Source organism: Pseudobacillus sp. 179-B 2D1 NHS, from assembly GCF_045370945.1.
Taxonomy (GTDB): domain Bacteria; phylum Bacillota; class Bacilli; order Bacillales; family Domibacillaceae; genus Pseudobacillus.
The window spans coordinates 321,071-343,589 of the sequence record NZ_JBIQDP010000001.1; the positions used below are offsets into that span (position 1 = coordinate 321,071).

The 22,519-nt window shown below is 40.2% G+C and carries 19 protein-coding genes and 1 pseudogene; 13 read left to right on the plus strand and 7 right to left on the minus strand.

The genetic code is table 11. The annotated features are described in order from the left end of the window. The first annotated feature begins 79 nt into the window (after positions 1 to 79). From nagE to ACH0BF_RS01725, 8 genes and pseudogenes are all read left to right on the plus strand, one after another. On the plus strand, positions 80 to 1,966 hold the full coding sequence (nagE, locus tag ACH0BF_RS01690; protein WP_340854095.1) for an N-acetylglucosamine-specific PTS transporter subunit IIBC: 1,887 nt from the start codon (positions 80 to 82) through the stop codon (positions 1,964 to 1,966). A 156-nt stretch (positions 1,967 to 2,122) separates the two neighbouring features. Next, a complete protein-coding gene (locus ACH0BF_RS01695; protein WP_406908703.1) occupies positions 2,123 to 3,466 on the plus strand; it encodes an MATE family efflux transporter in 1,344 nt (447 codons plus the stop codon). A 146-nt stretch (positions 3,467 to 3,612) separates the two neighbouring features. Next, a complete protein-coding gene (locus ACH0BF_RS01700) occupies positions 3,613 to 3,930 on the plus strand; it encodes a DUF3870 domain-containing protein (protein ID WP_120031318.1) in 318 nt (105 codons plus the stop codon). A 95-nt stretch (positions 3,931 to 4,025) separates the two neighbouring features. Beyond that, complete coding sequence (locus tag ACH0BF_RS01705) at positions 4,026 to 5,189, plus strand: DUF819 family protein (protein WP_340854096.1); 1,164 nt, start codon at positions 4,026 to 4,028, stop codon at positions 5,187 to 5,189. Between the two features lie 15 nt (positions 5,190 to 5,204). Further along, the gene (locus ACH0BF_RS01710) at positions 5,205 to 6,287 is read left to right on the plus strand and encodes a dipeptide epimerase (RefSeq protein WP_406908704.1); all 1,083 of its coding nucleotides are present in this window, start codon (positions 5,205 to 5,207) and stop codon (positions 6,285 to 6,287) included. 29 nt (positions 6,288 to 6,316) lie between these two features. Next, complete coding sequence (locus ACH0BF_RS01715) at positions 6,317 to 7,318, plus strand: C40 family peptidase (protein WP_406908705.1); 1,002 nt, start codon at positions 6,317 to 6,319, stop codon at positions 7,316 to 7,318. Between the two features lie 489 nt (positions 7,319 to 7,807). Continuing rightward, positions 7,808 to 8,569, plus strand: a pseudogene (locus ACH0BF_RS01720) (class I SAM-dependent methyltransferase). Between the two features lie 193 nt (positions 8,570 to 8,762). Then, positions 8,763 to 9,287 (plus strand): hypothetical protein, encoded by a 525-nt coding sequence (locus tag ACH0BF_RS01725; protein ID WP_406908706.1) that lies wholly within the window; start codon positions 8,763 to 8,765, stop codon positions 9,285 to 9,287. A 44-nt stretch (positions 9,288 to 9,331) separates the two neighbouring features. Here ACH0BF_RS01725 and pdxR read toward each other — a convergent pair whose 3' ends face one another. Next, entirely contained in the window at positions 9,332 to 10,735 is a 1,404-nt protein-coding gene (pdxR, locus tag ACH0BF_RS01730; protein WP_340854108.1) for a MocR-like pyridoxine biosynthesis transcription factor PdxR, read from the minus strand. 116 nt (positions 10,736 to 10,851) lie between these two features. Between pdxR and ACH0BF_RS01735 the strand changes: the two genes are divergently transcribed. Together ACH0BF_RS01735 and ACH0BF_RS01740 are read left to right on the plus strand one after the other, a co-directional pair. Continuing rightward, positions 10,852 to 11,808, plus strand: a complete 957-nt coding sequence (locus ACH0BF_RS01735; RefSeq protein ID WP_340856403.1) for a proline dehydrogenase family protein — start codon at positions 10,852 to 10,854, stop codon at positions 11,806 to 11,808. Beyond that, positions 11,801 to 12,730: a DMT family transporter gene (locus ACH0BF_RS01740; protein ID WP_406908707.1), complete on the plus strand. Its 930-nt coding sequence runs from the start codon at positions 11,801 to 11,803 to the stop codon at positions 12,728 to 12,730. The genes ACH0BF_RS01735 and ACH0BF_RS01740 overlap by 8 nt, the downstream gene beginning before the upstream one ends. A gap of 313 nt (positions 12,731 to 13,043) precedes the next feature. On the opposite strand, the gene ACH0BF_RS01745 is transcribed toward ACH0BF_RS01740, so the two are convergent. The 3 genes from ACH0BF_RS01745 to ACH0BF_RS01755 all read right to left on the minus strand — a co-directional run bounded on the left by ACH0BF_RS01745 (position 13,044) and on the right by ACH0BF_RS01755 (position 16,229). Next, positions 13,044 to 14,267, minus strand: a complete 1,224-nt coding sequence (locus ACH0BF_RS01745; protein ID WP_340854110.1) for an amidohydrolase family protein — start codon at positions 14,265 to 14,267, stop codon at positions 13,044 to 13,046. 3 nt (positions 14,268 to 14,270) lie between these two features. Next, positions 14,271 to 15,362 (minus strand): hypothetical protein, encoded by a 1,092-nt coding sequence (locus ACH0BF_RS01750; protein WP_340854112.1) that lies wholly within the window; start codon positions 15,360 to 15,362, stop codon positions 14,271 to 14,273. A gap of 273 nt (positions 15,363 to 15,635) precedes the next feature. Then, entirely contained in the window at positions 15,636 to 16,229 is a 594-nt protein-coding gene (locus ACH0BF_RS01755) for a dienelactone hydrolase family protein (protein WP_406908709.1), read from the minus strand. A 151-nt stretch (positions 16,230 to 16,380) separates the two neighbouring features. Here ACH0BF_RS01755 and ACH0BF_RS01760 point away from each other — a divergent pair, with 151 nt between their 5' ends. After that, positions 16,381 to 17,565: an acetyl-CoA C-acetyltransferase gene (locus ACH0BF_RS01760; protein WP_406908710.1), complete on the plus strand. Its 1,185-nt coding sequence runs from the start codon at positions 16,381 to 16,383 to the stop codon at positions 17,563 to 17,565. 118 nt (positions 17,566 to 17,683) lie between these two features. Here the strand turns inward: ACH0BF_RS01760 and ACH0BF_RS01765 are convergent, their stop codons facing one another. From ACH0BF_RS01765 to ACH0BF_RS01775, 3 genes are all read right to left on the minus strand, one after another. Further along, positions 17,684 to 18,139 carry an AraC family transcriptional regulator gene (locus tag ACH0BF_RS01765; RefSeq protein WP_120031296.1) on the minus strand — a complete coding sequence of 152 codons (456 nt, stop codon included), beginning with the start codon at positions 18,137 to 18,139 and terminating at the stop codon, positions 17,684 to 17,686. A gap of 479 nt (positions 18,140 to 18,618) precedes the next feature. Then, positions 18,619 to 19,149, minus strand: coding sequence for a hypothetical protein (locus tag ACH0BF_RS01770; protein WP_340854123.1), 531 nt, complete (start codon positions 19,147 to 19,149; stop codon positions 18,619 to 18,621). A 210-nt stretch (positions 19,150 to 19,359) separates the two neighbouring features. Further along, positions 19,360 to 19,551, minus strand: a complete 192-nt coding sequence (locus ACH0BF_RS01775) for a DUF2975 domain-containing protein (protein ID WP_120031290.1) — start codon at positions 19,549 to 19,551, stop codon at positions 19,360 to 19,362. 392 nt (positions 19,552 to 19,943) lie between these two features. On the opposite strand from ACH0BF_RS01775, the gene ACH0BF_RS01780 reads away from it, so the two are divergent. Both ACH0BF_RS01780 and ACH0BF_RS01785 read left to right on the plus strand, forming a co-directional pair. Further along, on the plus strand, positions 19,944 to 21,689 hold the full coding sequence (locus ACH0BF_RS01780) for a SulP family inorganic anion transporter (RefSeq protein ID WP_340854126.1): 1,746 nt from the start codon (positions 19,944 to 19,946) through the stop codon (positions 21,687 to 21,689). A gap of 17 nt (positions 21,690 to 21,706) precedes the next feature. Next, positions 21,707 to 22,042, plus strand: coding sequence for an ArsR/SmtB family transcription factor (locus tag ACH0BF_RS01785; protein WP_120031286.1), 336 nt, complete (start codon positions 21,707 to 21,709; stop codon positions 22,040 to 22,042). The last annotated feature ends 477 nt before the right edge of the window (positions 22,043 to 22,519 follow it).

A 22,519-nucleotide genomic window follows, 5' to 3' on the forward strand; every position in this document is an offset into this window, starting at 1 on the left:
ATAGACAACTATAAATGTTTTGTGATACAGTTTTCCCAACAAAAGCGTTTTCATTCATTTTAAAAGGAGATATGAATATATGCTGAATTTTTTACAAAAACTAGGCAAATCGTTAATGCTGCCGATCGCTGTTATGCCAGCCGCAGCATTAATGCTGCGGCTTGGCCAAGATGACTTACTAGGAATTCCATTCGTCGCTGCCGCTGGTGATGCAGTATTTGCTAACTTAGCCATTTTGTTCGCGATCGGCATTGCGATTGGCCTTTCGAAAGACGGAAGCGGGGCCGCTGCGCTAGCTGGGGCTGTTGGTTATTTCGTCTTGTCGAATGGGACAGAGGCTATTAATAAAGACATTAATATGGATGTGCTTGGCGGAATTATTTCGGGGATTACGGCCGGGCTTTTATATAACCGATTTTCCGGTATAAAGCTCCCAGAGTGGCTCGGTTTCTTTGGAGGCAAGCGCTTTGTGCCTATCGTTACTTCTTTTGCGATGATCATTCTTGCCGGTATTTTCGGTGTGATTTGGCCCCCAATTCAGGAAGGCATTAATAATGTAGGAGAATGGATTACAGGCGCTGGTGCTCTTGGAGCCGGTATTTTTGGTTTCTTAAATCGCCTGCTATTGCCAGTAGGGCTTCACCATGTCTTAAATAGTCTTGTTTGGTTTGTGTTTGGTGAGTTCAATGGGGCAAATGGAGACTTAAAGCGCTTCTTTGCCGGTGATCCGACAGCGGGTGCCTTTATGACTGGATTTTTCCCTATTATGATGTTCGGGCTTCCTGCAGCAGCGGCGGCGATGATTGCTGCTGCTAAGAAAGAAAAGCGAAAAGCAGTAGCCGGCATGCTCGGCGGCTTAGCTTTAACTTCCTTCTTAACTGGTATTACAGAACCGATTGAATTTCTATTTATGTTTCTCTCGCCGCTTCTGTATGTCGTCCATGCTTTATTAACTGGTTTGTCCATGGCAATCAGTGTGATGCTCGGCATTCATCATGGCTTCGGTTTTTCCGCGGGAGCAATTGACTACTTTTTAAACTTTGGTATCGCTCAAAAACCGCTTTTCCTTATACCAATAGGGATTGTATATGCTGTTTTGTATTTTGTTATTTTTTACACATTAATTAAAAAGCTCGATATTGAAACACCAGGAAGAGAAAAAGAAACCGCTGATTCAGAAAAAGAAGGACTAGCTGTTCAAGGTGACGGAACAACTGGACACATGGCGGCTGCTTTCATCGAAAATCTAGGCGGAAAGGACAACATCACGTCTCTTGATCATTGTGCTACTCGTCTTCGCCTGACAGTAGCCGATAGCGAAAAAGTGAAAGATCAAGCTTTAAAAGCAAATGGAGCTCGTGGTGTAATGAAGCTTGGAAAAACAGGCGTGCAAGTCATCGTCGGTACAAATGTGCAATTTGTATATGAAGATATGAAAAATATCATGTCCGGACAACAACCTTCTGCTCCTTCAACGGAAAATACAATGACTTCAGTGAACCATCCTGGATCACTGACCGATTTTTCTTTGCCGATTGCCGGCCGTGTAATGCCGCTTTCAGAAGTGCCTGATGAAGTATTTTCTAATAAATTAATGGGGGATGGATTTGCGATAGAGCCAACAGGAGACGTAGTGGAAGCTCCGTTTAACGGAGAAATTGTTACTATTTTCCCTACCAAGCATGCCATTGGTCTTCGTTCAGACGAAGGGCATGAAGTATTGATCCACGTCGGCCTTGATACAGTTCATTTAAAAGGAGAGGGGTTTGAAGCGCTTAAAAAAGATGGGGATCGAATCCGACGAGGGGAACCTCTCTTGAAAGTCGATTTAGATTATATTCATGAACATGCTCCTTCAGCTGTAACGCCGGTTATTTTTACTAACCTCGAAGAAGGACAGGCGATTGAACTGAATAAAACAGGGGAGATGCGCACAGGCACCTCGGACCTCATTAAAATTGTATAATACAGATAGGCCCAAATAATCATTAGTCATCATACGACACCGTCTAAACCAGACGGTGTTTTTTCAGCTGCCAAACATCTTGCTTTCTCTTTTGGAAGCATTTTCAGCACATCTTCCATTGTTTTTCGTTATGATAGAACAAAAAGGAGTACAAGAATGAAACAGCATGATTTCACGACAGGGAACATCTGTAGGCAGCTGCTTACCTTTTCTCTGCCAATTTTGCTGACCAACCTTTTACAGGTGTCTTATCAATTCATTGATAGCTTGTGGGTAGGAAATTTACTCGGTGCGAATGCACTAGGGGCAGTAGCTGTTTCCAGCACCGTCATCTTTACAGTGTTATCTTTTATCATTGGCATTAACAATGCCACCTTGACCATTCTGTCGCAGTTAAAAGGCAAAGATGACACTGAGCATTTAAAAAGATACGTAAATGCTTTTATCGTCCTTTTAACTTTTTTGTCCATTAGCCTAGGTATAGCTGGCTTTTTTTTGGCAGAAGATATTTTACGATTGCTGGATACGCCATCCGCCATGGTTCCTGAAGCGGTCAGTTACTTACAAATAAACTTTATTGGCATTCTTTTTTTATTCGGTTACAACTTTATTGGCACGGTTTTTCGGGCGCTCGGAAACAGCAAGACGCCTATCCGCTTTGTTTCCATGGCGGTTATATTAAACGCTGTTCTTGATCCATTATTTATCCGTGTATTAGACATGGGCATTGACGGTGCCGCCTATGCCACCATTTTCGCTCAAGGTGCCGCTTTTTTGTATGGTCTAGTAGTTAGCATTCGGTTTAAATTGATTCCGTTCACCATTCCTTCGATCCCTGCCAAAAAAGAAGTAACTCTGATCTTAAAACAGGGGATTCCAGCTGGGTTGCAAATGACGGTTATTTCTGCAGGGATGGCCGCTATTATGAGTGTGGTTGCTTCATTTGGTGGATATGCCGTTGCTGGTTTCGGTGCTGCTCAGCGATTGGACAGCCTGTTAATCTTACCGGCCCAGGCTCTCAGTACAGCAGTCAACAGTATGGCTGGTCAAAATATCGCCGTCCAGCAGTGGAAGCGGGTAAACCAAACTGCTCTCTATGCCGCTTTGTTAAATTTAGCTATTATGCTGTTGGCCGCTCTATTTATCTTCTTATTTGCTGATTGGAGCATCCGCCTGTTTATTACCGACAAGCAAGCGGTAGCGTTCGGAAGTGAATATGTAAAAATGGTGGCGTTTTTCTATCCTTTCCTCGGCTTGAATTTTGTATTAAATGGCATCGTGCGGGGAGCAGGGGCCATGTTTCAAGTGTTGGTATTGAACTTCATTTCTTTTTGGGTGTTGAGATATCCACTGACGGAATGGTTTGCAAACTGGATAGGAGAACGCGGCATTGCTTTTGGCATGGGGACAAGCTTTATCATTAGCAGCCTTTTTGCCTTCGCCTATTTTCACTTTGGAAAATGGAAAGAAAAAAAGCTGTTTACAAAAGAAGGAGCCTAACTATTGTCTTTGAAACAAAATATTTTTAATATTGCAAATAGCGGGCGGATATATTAAGATGAATGTACCATGCTTATTACGGCGAACATTTGCATGCAAAACATGTGGATGCCCCGCGTAATATCCGAATGGCAGGAGGATCACTCGTGTTTCATAAAGATACAATCTATGTAATTGGAGATAGTAAAACGGCTTCTAACAATCCGATTATGCAGCAGTTTAATTCCTATTTTATCGGACTCGTCATCGATCGGAGCAATCATAAAATATTAGAAGCTGAGTGCTCTTCAACCATTTCATTAACATCTAAATTTGTTCAATCCATTTTTAGCGGGCGATCCATGATGGAATTCGAGGATATTATTGCCGATATTGAATCCCGTTATTTTGGCGCATCACAGAAGGCTTTAATTGTGGCATTTAAGAATGCCCATATTAAATATAACCAAATTATTAGCAATTAGCTGCTTCAATTGTTTACGCATTTGAAATCCAGCTGTTAAAGGGGCTACTCTCCTTTGGCAGCTGGATTTTTTATTTTTTAAAGGAGGAATTATAGATGATTCAAGATGGTGTTATGTTTGTTTGTTTTTTGCTGGCATTTACGGCTGTCATTGCCATTGCAGAAAAAACGATTGGTGGGAAGTTCTTTAAGTATGTGCCCGGCATTGTTCTCATTTATATTGGAGCTGCTTTAATGAAAACTTTTGGTTTCTTCTCTGCTAGTGAGTCCGTTGAAACCGCTTACGGGACCGTGCGCGGTTTGCTGTTGCCAGCGATGCTTATGCTCATGCTGCTTCACTGTGATTTAAGAAAAATTATCCGCCTAGGACCAAAAATGCTGCTGACATTTTTCGCTGCATCGCTCAGTATTATCGCTGGATTTACCATCACTTATGTGCTTCTTCAAGGATTTTATGCCGAAGGAACATGGAAGGCATTTTCTGCACTCAGTGCGAGCTGGACAGGCGGATCAGCCAATATGGTCATTCTTCAAGGAATTTTAGATGTTCCGGAAAATATTTTTGGGTACGCCCTGATCATGGATACCGTCAATTATTCCGTTTGGGTTATGTTCTTATTCTGGCTTGTGCCGTTTGCCTTAAAGTTCAACAAGTGGACGAAAGCGGACACTTCTTATATTGATGAAATTACAGCCCAGCTGGAAGCGGAAGATAACGGCGACAAACAGCCGATCGGCTTTGTAGAGTTAATTGGCTTTCTGGCACTCGCCTTATTCGTCTCCGCAGCTGCAACGAAAATAGGAGACAGCCTTCCTGAACTCGGGGCTGCTGTCAATGCAACTACGTGGACAATCATTATCGCCTCTGCTGTTGGCCTTATATTGGCAATGACGAAGGTAGGCAAACTGCCGGGCTCTATGGAAATTTCGAAAGTAATGCTCTACATTGTCATCGGGTTGATTGCCTCCCATGCCGACTTTTCGCAATTGTTCCAGGCGCCAGTTTACATTATCTCCGGTTTCATGATTATGTTCTTCCATGGTGTAATTATGGTTATTCTGGCGAAAGTCTTTAAGTTAGATCTATTTACAATGGGAGTCGCTTCACTTGCCAACATTGGTGGTGTCGCTTCGGCACCAATCTTAGCCGGTTCCTTTAACAGGACACTGATCCCGGTAGGTATTTTAATGGCCGTGCTCGGTAGTTTGCTTGGCACATATTATGGAATTTTCACTTCTTATATTTTATCTGCACTGTAAGGAAAGGATGTCATCATGTATATTAGCAAACTAGCTGTTTCTGTAGAAAAACTTTCATTGGTCAAACCTTTTAAGACAGCTTTACGCACAGCAACAGAAATTGACAATATCTTTGTCACAATTCAATTGGAAAATGGCCTGATAGGAGTAGGAGCGGCTGCGCCAACAGTTGCTATTACGGGAGACTCAACAGAAGGAATCTCAAGTGTCATTGAACAGATAATCGCTCCTCAGTTGATTGGCCAGAGAATCACCTGCCTTAATAGGCTTTCAAAAATCATTCAGCAATCATGTGCCGGGAATACGAGTGCAAAGGCAGCTGTTGAAATCGCTGTATATGATGCAGCTTGCCGTTACTGGAATATTCCTCTATACGAACTGCTCGGCGGCGAGACGAATCAGCTGCACAATGATATGACCGTCAGCATTGCCGGTGAAGCTGAGATGGTCAATGATGCGTTGAGAATTATCAAAGATGGCTTTTCCATTTTAAAAATTAAAGCGGGAAAAGACTGGGAGCAGGATGTGGAAAGAATCAGTGCCATCCGCCAGGCGGTCGGCAGTAAAATCGCTATCCGTGTGGACGCGAACCAGGGATGGTCGGTCAGCGAGGCGATCCGAACTATCAGAGAACTTGAAGATCGACAACTTAATATTGAACTGGTCGAACAACCGGTAAAAGCCTACAACATTGCCGGTCTAAAAGAAATAAAAAATAACGTTCACACATCTATCATGGCAGATGAAAGCCTCTTTTCACCGGTTGATGCTATGAAACTATTATCCGAGCAGGCAGTGGACTATTTAAATATTAAATTAATGAAAACAGGGGGGATTCGTCGGGCAGTACAAATCGCTGATATGGCGGAAGCAGCAGAAGTAGAATGCATGATTGGCAGCATGATGGAATCAATCGTCAGTGTTTCAGCCGCCATCCATCTGGCCGTAGCCCACCCGAATATAACGAAAATTGACCTGGATGCACCGCTCTGGATCAAGCAAGAGAACTTCGAAGGCATTTCTTACGAGAAAGATCTGATCAAGCTCGGAAATGCTCCAGGACTGGGGATAAAAAGGAAAGAAAACCTTTCCTTTTAAATAAATAAAAGAAAGGATGAACATTCATTATGTTAAAAAAGTGGTATGCCATTGTGTTAGCTCTTGGAACATTATTGCTTTTGTCAATCAATTCAGCAGAAGCAAAAGGGAAAGAGACAGATACTTATTATGTTGATGTATCAGCGGCGACTTTGTGGACGGCTCCAAACCTTTTACGAGAGGTGGACAAGCCTTCCTCCACTAATCCGGTTGATCTAAGAAAATGGACCACCAGCATGACTTACGAAGAAAAACTCGGCCTTGTCGGGAAACTAGAAACACAAGCCTTATACGGATCAAAAGTAACGGTACTTGAGCAAAAAGGGGAATGGGTTAAAGTGGTCGTTCATAATCAACCAACACCAAGAAATGAACAAGGCTACCCGGGCTGGATGCCGAAAACCCAGCTTGTAAAAGGGAAAAGCTTTGAAAACAAATTGAATCGACCGTTTGCACTTGTCACGTCTCCAACAGCTTGGCTGTATGAAAACAAAAAGGGCAATCATGCGTTTATGGAGATCAGCTTTAACACTCGCCTTCCAGTTATAAAAGAATTCAAACATGAAGTGCTCGTTGCGACACCTGGCGATGGTGCCAAATGGCTAAAAAAGAGCGATGTGGCCATTTACAAAAACGAGATGGATATCCCAGCTCCGACTGGACAGGATATTGTCAATACCGGCAAAAAGTTTCTCGGCCTTCCCTATCTGTGGGCAGGCATGTCCGGTTTTGGCTTTGACTGCTCGGGGTTCACCTACACGCTTTATCATGCAAATGGAATAGTGATCCCGCGGGATTCTTCTGTACAGGCCACACATGGAATACCTGTTGAAAGAGAAAATCTACAGGCCGGAGACCTTTTGTTTTTCGCCTATGATCAAGGAAAAGGCAAAGTTCACCACGTTGCTGTCTATATTGGAGATGGCAAGATGATTCACTCTCCTAACAGCTCGACTCATGTGCGCATTGATCCGATTGAAACATCGGGCTATGGCGAAGAGTATGCGGGGGCCCGCCGATATATTCAGTAATCCAATCATCCACCCGGGATATGCAGTCCCGGGTGGATGATTTTGTGTTTCCTAAAAAGGGCCCGCGTAGAGAAGGGCAGGCAAAATAGGCTAACAATCTATCGTTACTTTTTCTTTTGCCTCTGTTAAAGATGGATGTTGATATAATCCACAGAAGAACAGTTATCAGGGGAAACGATCAAGGTGAGTAAATCGTTTAGCAACTTGTTAAAGTATATAATTCCTCGGGGAGCTATAGCTATTTTATTCACCAAAAACGATTTAGGCTATTAAAAAGACTACTCTGATTTTAGGTGTGAGTTTTGGCTCTATCAAATCATACAAAATAGTTGTTGTTAACAGCGTTATTTTTAGTCCCATTAACATGCCATTTTCGGAACCCTTTAGAGAGAATGAATTGGATAAATATGTTATGATGGAAAAGTTATGATAAAGAAATATGCTTAAACTAATAGGTAGGATGATTAAAAAAGAAAAGGGGAAAGGCATATGCTGGGTTACTATAATAAACTTTCTTCAGAATTATATGATATAGACAAATATATCGGTCTTTCATTTGGTGATGTCGAATTTTATAGCGATAGATTAGCGTCTTGCAAGGACAACATTCTTGAACCAGGAGTTGGAACCGGCCGTATTCTTATTCCACTTTTACAAAAAGGCTTGAAGGTCGATGGCTTCGATGTTTCAGAAGAAATGTTAAAAATATGCCGTAACAACTGCGAACAAAGAGGACTGAAACCAAAATTATTTGAAGGAAAAATGGAGTCAGTTTCATTAGACATAAAATATGAAGCTATTATCGTGCCAACTGGCACATTCCTATTGTTACATAGAAGAGAGGACTCGATTTAAGCCTTAAAAAATTTCTACCACCATCTCTCCAATGGAGGCAGGCTAATTTTAGATATTTTTTTACAAACGGATATATCTATTGGCAAGGTATCAACAAGAACTTGGGAATCTAAGAATGGCGATATTATCACATTAGAAAATAAAGTGGTCGAAGTTGACTATATCAACCAATACACAATATCTCATAATCGCTATGAAAAATGGGGGAATGGGGAACGGATACAAACAGAATTGGAACGTTTTCCACTTCGTTGGTATGGAATTGAAGAATTCAAAATGATTCTTGAACAGATTGGATTTGAAGATATAACCATATCAGCAGACTATCAATACGGACAATATCCAACTACATCAAGTCAAATAATTACGTTTGAAGCTGTCGCTCATAAGGAATGACATTTTTTCTTATCCAACTACCCTCCTGTAGTGTAGCAAGCTAATCAAAAAAAGGTCGAACCCTTCGAATACGGGAATTCGACTTTTTTTAAGTTGACATTCGCTTAGCGTACAAAGTTTCCGAAATGTTAGCTGTACTCCATCATTATTTATCGAATATGTATAAGACAAACTCTTTTTGGAGGACAAAAAAGTGATAATCAAAGCAGAAATAATCAACCAGCCTTATTCAGGACAGTACAAAGAAAAAATTTATGACATAGCAAGTTCTTGGAATTCTCAAAATTGGACTTGGATAAAGTTTGAAGAAGAAGATTTTCATGAATGGTGTGGGGAGTTTAGAGGTTCACCAAGGGCTGTTGCACTATCAAACAAGCATAACAAAATTCTGGTTCTCACTTCCGATTATTTATTTCAAGTTGACTGTTATAGCGGAGAAGTAACTGCATATGAATCCCAACCTCCATATCAATGTTTAACCGTGACACCATCAGGTGACTTCATAATTGCGGATTATTATGATATTGAAAAAATAGAGTCAACATTAAATGATAAAATTCTATTAAAAAGTCCAATTAAAATGGACACAGTTACATTTCATGGTTGGTCTAATAATAAATTATTGATTACATGCGATGAATTTCTCAACTTGGGTAATCGTGTAAAGTTAGAAATGGATGGAGACACATTTGAAATAACTGTAAAAGGCCTCAATTGAAGAATGGAGGAAACCCTATTGTTAGGATTTCCTTTCTTTTAAATTTAATAGTTATATATGGCTTCATGCAATCTAATTACGCCTTCATTTATTTCTTCATTTTTCAGATGACCGTATCCTAAAATAATCCGATTTTGGTGTTTTCCTTTTTCAATTGTATGATCTTCTACTGGATATACTTTCACTCCAAATTGTTGGATGTGTTCAAGTAATTCTTTTGAGAAATGGAGCTCATTCCATTCAACAATTAGGTGTAAGCCTGTTGAATAACCGAAGATATTAACCTTATCCGAAAAGGTTATTTTTAAACAATGAATCAGGAAATCCCTCCGATTTTTATACATTTTTTTCATTTTTGTAATGTGTCGTTCCAAATAGCCTTCATCAATAAATCGAGCGAGAATAAGCTGATCTACAGAAGGAGTGTGTAGGTCGGAAAACCATTTTAGTTTCCGACATTTTTCAATCAGATGCGAAGGGAGAACTAAATATCCCATTCTAAGAGCAGGAGATAAGATTTTACTGAATGAACCAATATATAACACGCGTTCCGGTTCCAACCCCTGCAACGAACTTACGGGGGGGCCTTCATATCGAAACTCGCTATCATAATCATCTTCAACAAGATAACAGTTTGTCTTTCTCGAGTAATTAATCAATTGGATCCGTCGTTGAATCGGCAATGTTCCTCCTAAAGGGAACTGGTGGGAAGGAGTAATAAAGACAAACTTTGGATTTTGATTGATTGGTAGCAAGGATGTCTTCATTCCATATTCATCAACAGATACGGGATAAAGAAGAGCCCCTGAATCTTTAAAGATCGTTTGAATATCATTAGTGATGGGATCCTCCATTATTACTGTATCATTCGGTGTTAAAAGTAGTTTAGAAACAAGTGTGAGAGCTTGAGTGGCACCAGAAGTAATAACAATCTGATCTGGATGACAGTGAACTCCTCTCGTTTTAAGTAAATACCGTGATAAAACCTGCCTTAATTCTGGTCGTCCTTCAGGGATATCGTATCCAAACGAAGAAGGTGAGGTGTCATTCCACGTGGCATGAGATAACTTTGCCCATGTCTTACGGGGGAATAGATCTAATGAAGGTATACCCGACCGAAAATTAATAACGGAATCCTCTTTTCTGTTTTCTTCCCTCTCATCTGAAGAATGAAATACAGGCACCTTTTTATGTTGTTCTAAAAAAGCTCCTGCAGCAACAAAGGTGCCTGCTCCCCTCCGTGAAACTAAAAAACCTTCAGCCAGCAGTTGATCGTAAGCTTCCAAAATCACATTTCTGGAAACTTTTAATTCAGATGATAGTTCGCGTGTGGATGGCAGTTTTTCTCCTGAATGTAGATGCCCATTTAAAATTTGCTCCCGTATTTGTTGATACACTTGTCTAATCAAAGGTATATCTAAGGATCGGTCAATCGGTATCCAAAGCATATGTACATTTTCTCCTTTAATAAAAGTGGTACCATTAAAAATTGTGTTTAGTGGTACTAATACAAACCATTTTACCATGATAAAGTGGATGCAAATAGAAAAGGAGATGGACAATGATGACTAATCCAGAAATCGAAGTTATTCAAGCTCTTAAATCAATTGCACGTAATGAACAAATGAAATCTTATATTCAGCAATCATCCGAACTCTATCCGTTATTGTTAAAAGCTGCTAAACGGTTTGTCACAGGCGAAAATAGCCAAGAAGGAATCGAAGTAGCAAAAAAACTAATTTCAACAGGTTATTTTATTTCACTGGAATACATAGGAGAAAACATAACTGATTTAGAGGAGTGTCAAAAAGCAAAAAATGAGTTTCTAAACCTTATAGAAGAGATGGGCTCTCTATCTATGAAGGAAACTGTTTCGCTTGATTTGTCACATATCGGGTTATCTGTGGATCCTGATACAGCTTATAGCCATTTGCTTGAGATAGCAAAGGAAGCAAATCTGCATGGGATTTCACTGATGATCAGCATGGAAGAATCTGCAAAAACAAATCACATTCTTGATATTTATAGAAAAACAGCTGAACAGTGCCCGAATGTAGGGATAACTATACAGGCGCACTTATACCGATCGGACAATGATATTCAGAAACTCATTGATTATCCTGGGAAGATACGCGTTGTCAAAGGAGCTTATCAAGAATCTGCCGATATTGCCATATCTAGATCGAAAGAATTAAATGATCGCTATCTTAAACTTATAGAGCAACTAATAGAAGCCAACCACTCGGTATCCATAGCCACACATGATGAGATTCTTATCCGCGAAATGGAATATCGTCAATACCTTAATCGTCCAGACGTAGAAATAGAAATGCTCTATGGCATACGTTCAGATTTGTTAAGTGATTTAAAAAGCAAAGGTTATAACTGTAAAGTGTACTTACCTTATGGAAAAGAGTGGTACTTATATTTATGTCATCGAATAGCTGAATACCCGGAAAATTTATATCGCGCAGTAACGGATATCATCCATTCATTAGAGAGAAGTACTCATATTGAATGACCATTTAATCCCAAGCTTGAAAATTATGTTGGCCATGATTATTGTAGGCAGTTCAGTTGTAGCAGGTAAGCTGATGGTTCAAAGTTTCCCCGTGTTCTTGGCTTCTGAACTTAGGTTTCTTATTGCAACCATTATTATGGTTCCATTACTGATTAAGATGGAAGGGATCCCGACTATTAATAAGAGCGATTTTTTCATCCTATTTTTACAAGCATTATCTGGTGTATTTTTATTTAATATTCTGATGTTATATGGCCTGAAACTAACTACGGCCATGGAAGGCGGCATTATTACAAGCACTATTCCAGCAGTTACCGGGGGCCTTGCTGCTCTTTTTCTTAAAGAGAAACTAACCAAAAATGTTAGCATAGGCATTTTGCTGGCAGTTTTGGGAACATTGATAATCAATGTTTTCACCTCTTTTTCATCCATTGAGCGTAGTTCCTCTCCCATATTGGGGAATTTACTCATTTTTGGTGCCGTTATTGGTGAAGCTTTGTTTATTATATTTGGGAAATTTGTGGCACAGCGAGTTAGTCCGCTTGCTATTTCAACGATTGTTAGTTTGTTTGGGGCTGTTTTATTTCTACCGTTTTCTCTTTATGAGAGCTCTCAATTTAAATTTAAAGAAGTGTCCATGGCGGAGTGGGGATTAGTGTTTTATTTTGGTGTAGTTGTGACTGTTATTGCTTTTATTCTTATGTACCAGGGTGTTTCAAAAGTTCCGGCAAGTACAGTTGGAGTGTTGACAGGTGTTTTACCAATTAGCAGTGTCATTCTTTCTGTGCTTTTCTTAGGTGAAAAACTCTCTTTTATCCATCTTATAGGGAGTGGATTCATATTAACAGCTATTTTGTTGATTGCTAAACACCCAGAGAAAAAAGTTATTCGTCTCGATCACATTAGAAAAGGAGACACTTGATGCTGCACGTGTCTTTCGCTTAACGCTCTCTAACAAGCTTCCTCCTATTAAATTAACTGATTCATCATTAAAATAGTAAACAATCGATCCGCGCTTCAACAAACTAATTGTCAAAAAGAGAGGAAAAAGTTGATTTTCGCTGCAGGCGGGCGCTTTCCGCTACAATCAACGGCAAAAAACATCATTCATTTTTAACCATGCTCAACTTTAAAGCCGATTTTCCTTGCGCTAAGGAAAATCGGCTTTTGGTCTCCCGAAATTGTCTTGACGTATACCTTCCGTATTTTTCTGGTAGAATGCCAAAAGAAAAGGATTAAACCAAGCGATTAATCGCTTCTATTCCTCGGAAAAATACTTTCTTTATTTGTTCCACGTCTGTTATCTCCAGGCCAGGTATGCCCGCAGATACGATAAAATTAGCGTCCATTCCTTTTTCCAGACGACCGAACTGATCTCCTTTTCCTAAAAGGTCTGCGGGGTTTGCTGTTAATAAAGCTAGAATGTCATTTTCATCAAATTGATGCTCCTTCATCAATTTCATAGCAGGTTGGGCTATGAGCATCAAAGCATCTGGTCCTTGCAGTGTACGGGAATGGAAAGGAAGCCATGAAACATTCGGATAGGGGGGAAGATAAGCATCTGTCGCAATCGATACAGCTATTTTCTTTTCTACCAACTTCATAATTTCCTTCGGAGAATTGGGCGGCAAATGAGTTCCTCCCATTGGAGTGGCTACTATTTTCATGTTCTGCTTTGCTACTTTTTTAATTTGTTCATCCGTAATTCCATGAGCATGATGCAGGACATCTATCCCTGCGGAGATGGCTAATTCAATTCCTTCTTCGCCTGCCACATGGGCGCCTATTTCCTTATTCAATTGATGATAAATATCCGTTACTTGTTTCAATTCTTGCAAACTGTACATAATCTCACCAGCGCAAGGCACTGCCTCAGCAATAAAATTGGCAGGAGTCGCATTGATGAAAACATTTTCACCGGGAAAGCCGCTTTCTTTTGCAATTTTTCGTACTAATCGTGCATCAGACAAGCGGCTTCTTTCGATAGGCTGTGACTGGGTAATAGCTGAAAAGTGTACAGGTTCATCAAAACCAATAGATATGCTCGTCGTGGCAAAAGAAATATCAATCGGCAAATCAGCTATTGATTTTCGATAATCCTTTATTGAAAAATTGCAGTTTGGATGGCCGCAAATTTGTTCTCCGAGCGCTGTAATCCCTGAGGATAGAGCATGAAAAAGAATCGATTTTCCTGCCCATAGATGAGTGTTTGGAGAAACAGGATGCAAGGAAGAAGGCGCAAATTCTAACAAATGAGTATGACAATCAACGAGTGAAGGCGTAATGACATATTCGGAACAATCGATCACTTTAATGGTTGAAAAGCGTTTCTTTACTTGTTCCCAAGGGCCAAGTTCTTCAATTTTTCCGTGACTGATAACGAGGCATCCATCCTCTATCGTTCCGTAATCTGATACAGTAACCAGCTTTTTCCCGCGAATTAAATACCGCTCTTCCATAGCTCACCCGACCAAATAAGGAGTTAAAAATACTCCGAGTACCCAGGCTGTAATGAAGCGGATAATCAGCCCAATGAGCGCTGCTTTTAATACTTCTTTCTCGTTTAAACTAGACGATTCTACCCATGTTGCCGGCACTTGACCAAAGATGACAGACAGCGGTAACCCTGAATTGGCAATGATAAAAGAGCCAACGATGAGACGGGGGTCAAACCCCTGGCTTAATTCAGCCAATTGAGCCACTGCAAGGGTAGGAGCTGCAAGAATAGAAACCAGACCCGTCGCCGGCTCAATGCTTATGAACGTAAGGAAAGAAGATAAACACGACTCCAGCAGTTCCCATACGCCTGCAAACTTTAAAATACCAATAAAGAAAAAAACAGCGGCCACTGCCGGGATGATAATTAAAAACAAGAGCTCTGCTCCTTCTTTTGCTGAAGAGAAAATGGTTTGAAGAAAAGGCGTTTTCGGTGTAAAGCGTGGCAGTTCTTCTAGCTCGACTTTCTTAGTGGAGCGATAAACTGTTATTGATAACAGAAAAGGAACAACAATAATTGGAAGGAAAATAGAGAGAATCACGAGCGGAAAAGCATGAATGCCAAAGGCAGCTAAAGCTATTAATCCCAGTACAAATGTTGCGAAGGATTGGGGGGACTGAATCATTGTGGCAACAGCAATTTTTTGCTCATCTTTCGTAGCACTGGCTTTCATAAGTATTGGACCCGCAATTTTTCCAGCAGCATTAATGTCGCCAAGGACATTATAGACACTTGGTATAATAACAGCTGGATTGATTCTGAACCATTTCATAACGGGCACAAACATTCGAATTAATCCATCTGTAAATCCAAGCCGCTCTAGTAGGCGGCCCATAATAACACTCGCAATGATGGCAATACCTATCTCACTCATTAAAAAAATGTCAACAACCACAGGTTTGACTTCATTTATAATGGCACTAAAAAAGTCTGCCAGCGAATTAGGTTTAAATAACAGAAGAAGCATAGAAGATAGGACAAGAAGAAGACCTAACCCCTCATAAAATTGCCACTTGGCTCGTGAATCGTTAGTCTTAGCTTCTATTTTTTTTGACATAAAAGTTGCCTCCTGCCATTTTTATTTTATTGTATGAATGGTTGTAAAATAGGTGAATAGCCCAATCTTTATTAAAATACTCATTTGACTACCAGCCATTTGCTGTTTATACACCTTACCAGGAAAGGAAATTGACTCTTCTACACAGACGAAGCATAGTATACCTGTCGAAAAGAAACATGACTTTGATGAAGAACAAGCAGGTGAGCGCAGATTATCCAATAAAGTGAAAACGTCCACCTTAAATGTTGGTGGACGTTTTCATTGAGTGACTCAGCCAATAAACTTTATTACCTCGTTAAATGCTGTTTGCGCTGACTTTGTATCGTATCTTGGAGAATAAGGATCACTAAATCCATGCTGACCGTTCAATTGATGAACTTGAATAGAGCCTGTACGCAGATGTTTAATTAACTCATCTACACTAAACGAAGACTCTTCCTGTGGGAAAAATAGCAAGACAGGGCACTGCGGTGAGATGGACAAATAATCTCTAATCCGGGAGCCATAATAACCTATTATTCCATCAACTGATTTTTCTTCGCTGCACAACCAGGCAACTGTTGCTCCCACACTAAACCCAATAAGGAAGACTTTCTTATATTTTTTCTCCATATCTATCAATAAACGTTTCATGGTACGTGTCGCTCTAACAAAGCCTACATTCTCGATGAAATGTCGATAGGCAGCAGCTTCTTCTTCATAATCAAAAGGGGCTTCCCGTTCAAGCAAATTGGGGCAAATCACGTCAAACCCTCTTTCTGTCAATAACTCGCAAAAATCTCTCATATGGCGATTTACCCCATAGATTTCATGTGCCACAATGATGACTATATCGGACTTTTTATGTATGCTCACTCTTTTCATCTCTCCTATCCAGCTATGTAGTAAGGAATTACGTTAAATATAACTATTAGTTTCAAATTTTTTCAGCCTTTCTCGCTGATTCAACAAAAAGTGAATCATCATTCATAATATATTATAGTAAAAGAGAAATCCAGGATGGGGGGATCACACAATGGAGTCTGTTTATTTAGTTAGTGGGGCAAGAACACCATTTGGCGCTTTCGGCGGGGAGTTAAAAGGGGTATCTGACATTGACCTTGGAGTAACAGCAGCAAAAGCCGCCATGGAAAGAAGTTCTCTATTGCCGGAGGAAATTGAAGACGTAGTATTTGGAAATGTCATACACACAACGAAAGCGGCTTCTTATTTGGCACGTCATATTTCTCTAAAGAGCGGAGTACCTGAACGAACACCAGCTTTAACAGTAAACAGGCTATGTGGTTCGGGGCTGCAGGCTATCGTATCGGCGGCACAAACGATTCTATTAGGCGATGCTAGTACTGCACTCGCGGGCGGAACAGAAAATATGAGTCAGGCTCCACATGTACTGCGCCATACCCGTTTCGGTTCGCCATCCGGACCGCCACCGCTGGATGATATGCTGTGGTTAACACTCACAGACCAATACATCGGCTGTGGGATGGGCATTACAGCTGAAAACCTGGCACAAAAATACGAGATCAGTCGCAAAGAGCAAGATGCGTTCGCTTTGCAGTCACATCAAAAAGCAGCAAAGGCACAAGCAGCAGGACGATTTAATGAAGAAATTGTTCCTGTTCTTCTTACAGATAAAAAGAAACGAGAAAAAACGGTTTCCAAGGATGAGCATATCCGCCCGGATACAGATCTGGGGAGCCTCAGCAATCTAAAACCAGCTTTCATTAAAGAGGGAACAGTGACAGCGGGCAGTTCAAGCGGGATTAACGACGGAGCAGCCGCGGTGGTTCTCGCTTCGGAAGCATTTTTATCGAGACGCTCGGACATCAGGCCGCTCGCGCGTATCGTTTCATGGGGGATAACTGGAGTTGATCCGAACATAATGGGAATTGGTCCTGTGCCAGCAAGTGAAGCCGCTCTTAAAAAGGCCCATTTGACATGGAATGATATGGATGTCATTGAATTAAATGAAGCATTTGCCGCGCAATCGCTGGCTGTGATGAAACAACTAGAGCTGGACCCGCAAAAAGTGAATGTCAATGGCGGGGCCATTGCGCTTGGCCATCCGGTTGGCGCCAGCGGCACACGGATCACATACTCGCTTGCCCTAGAAATGCAAAAACGCGGAGCCAAATACGGCCTTGCCTCGCTTTGTATCGGTGGGGGACAGGGAATTGCGGTCGTGCTTGAAAGGGTGTAAGTATTGTAAAGTTATATGTAATGGTAGAGTGATAGCAAAGTTGATGCATCAACAATAAAGATAGGGTGTTAGGCCGCAGTGGATTCATTTGTGGCCTAACACCTTCATTTAAATTAAACTATAATGATTTTACCGGTACGCATATTTCACAATAATCGTTGTTAATCATATCACCGCTATATCTTTCAAAAATCGGTTTGTCGTCAACTTGATATCCGTTATTCTGTAGAGCTGGAAACATTTCAGCCCATGCTTTTTGGACACTTTCGGTTGTGTGTTTGACTTTGAATACAACGTATTGTCCACCAGAAAGTTCACCTTCGTAAATGGAGTCATCTAGTTGATAATCTTTTGAAATGACAATACACGCATCATATCGGCAGTTTTCAGGAAGGGTTGTTTCGGGGTTATCTTGCGGAATTCCGAGTATAATGGCTGATCCAACGAGCAAATTTTTCTTTTTAGCCCATTTTTTTAACTTTTCCATTGCTTGAATGTTGGCAGGGCCATAGGGACCCACTTGACGCACATAGGCAAGGCGATAGTTTGGAAGCACTTCGACATTCATATTCATCGTTTCATTTTCCTTTCTATATTGAAATATTTGATACACTTCGAATGCTATCATGATATAAAAATATAATCATGACATTTTTAAAAAATGATGAAATATATGGAGTCGCGAAGTTTATTATTTATTCAACCCTCATTATCTAATGGCTTATTCTAAAGGGGATCATTGAGAACGAATCAGAAAATGCAGTGAAGGATCTTTCGTTAAAAATTAAACAGCTATATTTTATAATAAATAGGCTCTGTTAAATGTGAATGTTGATTTTTAATCGTTGATTGTAACGGAAGGCGGCTCCAGCGGGAAAAGCGTATCCTGGTGAGACCCCGCAAGAGCGCACGCGACGAGGAGGCTCACGGACCGCCCGCGGAAAGCGTCCGCCTGCAGTGATCAACTAATAAATAAAGAAGAATCCGTTTCGGTGAAATTTACCTAAAACGGATTCTTGTCTAATAAATTTATATTTTAGTTTTACCGTTTGTTTAAGCGGGAACCTTTTTTTTAGAAAATCCCGTGATAACAAAACCAGTAATAAATGCTACAGTTGAAACTATGATAGCAAAAATTAATCCAACAGCTCCCATAAAAGTATCTTCTCCCGGGTAAGAAGGTGTTAGCGTTACGAACCAATAAATAAATATCAAAATCAAAAAAACATAAAAACTGCTTCCGACAGCCCCCATCTTCAAACGGTTTCCTGCCGTTCCTTGCCAAGCCTTATTCACTAATATCCATAAATAAAGGCTTACGATTACCACTGAAAGCATCACAAATAAATGAACAAAAGGAATAAACAAATACATCAGCACATAAAGACCCAGACAGGCAAAAGAAAATAGAAATCCATTCATAAAGAATAAGAAGAGACCAGCTAACCAGTGATTTTGAAACCATGTAGCGTTTTTTAATTTATGTACAAGCTTGTTGTTTTCTCCTGTCTTTTCTATTATTGGGCCTTTAAACAATATAAAAAGTAACACTCCAAAAACTCCAATTAATAACCATGATGACATACCATCCCACCTAAAGTTAAGTTTGTACGCTCCCTTATTACCTGCGTAACTCTAATCATTTCAAAATTGATTTTTTCAAATATAGGGTGCAGCTTATAAAATTCCCTTTGTTCCTCCGTATCTATTCCAACCCTATATCTCCGGGCTGACAGTCTATTTTCTTTTCGCTGGCATCTATCGATATAAGTGATAATCGCCATCCTTCTTACCTCAGACCGTTAAATCATTTTCTGCTTTTATATTGAGTGCACTTTTTAACAAATTCTGAAGAACCGCAGCAAAGGTAATTATAAACCCGATTATTGCTAATCCAGGGTACAACGCATTTTGGGATAGAGGGAATGTATCGCTTGTGACATATAAAACAAAACAACGACCTTTAAAAATAGCGTTATTCCTCATTCAATGAAAACACCTCAATGGTTTATCGGTAATATAAGTTTAATACGATATTTATCGTTTTTCAATAAATTTTTATCTCTTTATAATTCATTATTATTGTTTCTGATAACTTTCTCTATGTTTTTCTTTAAATAAAATAGAATATATCTTCTTTTCGGTACGAAGATTTTGATTATACTCTTTTAAAAAGTTGAACTTCATTTTTAACGGTTCCATTTTTTATAGTGGAACTTTACTTCAAAGCCGAAACTATTTGTAGTTGTGATTTTTAATTTTTTGTCGTCACTTTACACGGAGTCTTTTTTATCGTTGTAAATATATATTTTTGTTATATAATATCAATATATTCAAATATTTGAATATATTGATTAACAAGAAAAGAAGGGATGACGGTGAGCAAGCTATTGGGCTCTTTGAATAATTATTCCATTCATCATCTCCGGAAAGATTTACTCGCAGGCGTTATCGTTGGAGTCATCGCACTGCCACTTGGCATGGCTTTTGCTATTGCTTCCGGAGTAAAGCCTGAGTACGGTCTTTATACGACCATCATTGCTGGGATTCTTATTTCTATTTTTGGCGGTTCCAAATATCAAATTGGCGGACCAACAGGTGCCTTTGTGCCTGTCCTGCTCGGGATTGTTATGGCTTATGGCTATGAAAATCTGCTGATTGCCGGATTTATGGCGGGAGTCCTGTTGGTTCTAATGGGCATGCTTAAATTGGGGGCGTTGATACAATTTATTCCGCGTCCAGTGATTATCGGCTTCACTTCAGGTATTGCCTTTATTATTTTTACCGGACAGGTTGCTAATTTTTTAGGATTGAGCGATATTGAAAAGCATGAAGACTTCTTTTCCAACATGAAAGAAATGGTTATTCATCTGAATACTATCAATGTATATAGTGTAGCAACTGCATTGATTTGTTTCTTCTTTATCGTTGTGACACCTAAATTTTCACCCAAAATTCCAGGCCCCTTAATCGGCCTTCTGGCTTCAAGTGTTATAGCTACTTATCTTTTCCCAGGTCACGTAGAGACCATTGCTTCTACATTTGGTGAGATTCCTAATTCCTTGCCTCATTTCCATATGCCGCAGTTTACACTGGAAAAGATTCAGCTGCTGATCGGTCCAACTTTTACTATTGCTATTCTTGGAGCGATTGAATCTTTGTTATCAGCGGTTGTGGCTGACGAGATGACTGGAACAAAGCATAACAGCAACCGTGAATTGGTGGGTCAGGGGATTGCTAACATGATTACTCCTTTATTTGGCGGGATTGCAGCTACTGGAGCCATTGCCAGAACAGCAACTAATATTAAAAACGGGGCAGTATCCCCTGTTTCAGGTATTATTCATGGGTTAGTTGTACTGTTCGTACTCGTGCTTTTTGCCCCTTACGCTTCTGCTGTCCCTTTAGCAAGCATGGCACCTATTTTGATGGTTGTTGCCTGGAATATGAGTGAACGCAAAGCATTCTCGCGCATATTACTGACCAAAACGAGCGATTCATTTATTTTACTTACTACGTTTTTTCTTACAGTGTTTGCTAACCTAACAATTGCTGTAGAAGCAGGGCTGCTTATGTCCTTCATCCTCTTTATCAGACGGATGAGCACCTCCTTTAAAGTTAATCAAGTGCTTCCTGATCCGGCAGATAAAAAGGTACGGCCATTGCTAGATGAAGAAAAAAGTGGCTGTCCGCAAATTAGCTTGTGCACCGTGGAAGGACCGCTTTTTTTTGGAGCCGCTCAGTTGTTTGATCAAACAATCGCGGAAGCCATCCATTACCGGCCGAATGTGTTAATATTGAGAATGAGCAAGGTTCCATATATGGATATAACTGGGGAAGCGATATTAGCTAGCATAGTGAAGGATTTCCATAAACAGGGTGGGCTCATTTTACTCTCAGGTATGCAGCACCAGCCAACAGACGTTATAAAGCGGACAAAGCTATTTGACTTAATTGGAAAAGAACATGTCTTTTCTCATACCGGAGAAGCGATAGACTTCGCCCTTACTAAGCTAAACAAAAATAAATGCCTCGGCTGTAAGCAATACGCTTTTCATGAATGCCTGGAACTTTCTAATAGCAATGAAAAAGAGAAAAAGCCAGACAAAAGTCTTTTAGCTTAAAAGAATGGAGAAAAGAAATGAATACAGATCTACAACAATTTAAAGCTGATTTCTTTAAAGCTCTTTCCCATCCGTTGCGTATACGCATTTTAGAGCTGTTAGCGGAGGGAGATAAAAACGTGAATGAAATTCAGGCGGCGATCGGCTCTGAAGGCTCCTCTGTCTCGCAGCAATTAAGTGTGCTGCGTAGCAAAAATATTGTATACGGCACAAAGGATGGCAATCGCGTGGTTTATTCATTGAGAGACCCAATGATTATCGATTTGCTTCGTATTGCCCGTCAAATATTTAACAACCATTTAATTAATACAGTAAGTATGCTGGATCAATTAAGTGAGGGGAGAAAAGAATAAATGAAAAAGCTCCGGCAACTTGTCATTGTCGGAGCTTTTTTCAATGGTTAAATTTTACGTGCGTGCTTCATACTAAGTATGAAAAGGAGATATTTTCACTCTAGGATAAAATAGATATGTTCGGTATGAATACAAGGTAATAAATTGATAATTTATTCAAGAATTTTTAAAAAATGCCACACAAGAACGTGTGTTCTTCTTATCGTTGTGTTATAATTAAACTAGCAATAGAATAGGCTTCTCAAGGGTGGTCGGCACACTCCTCCAATGGACAAGGAGGGAGGTGATGCCGTGTGACAACGTTTGAAACACTTATGTTTGCAATAGCTTTTGCGGGATTAGTCGTGTCAATTTTGTCATTTCATAAAAAAGACTAAAACCGCCCTTGAGTTTACCCGGCTCCGGCGGTTTTAGCATGTTAGATGCTGATCTCCTAAAAGGGACCTGCTATTGCATAGCCGTTTCGATGTGTCCAGC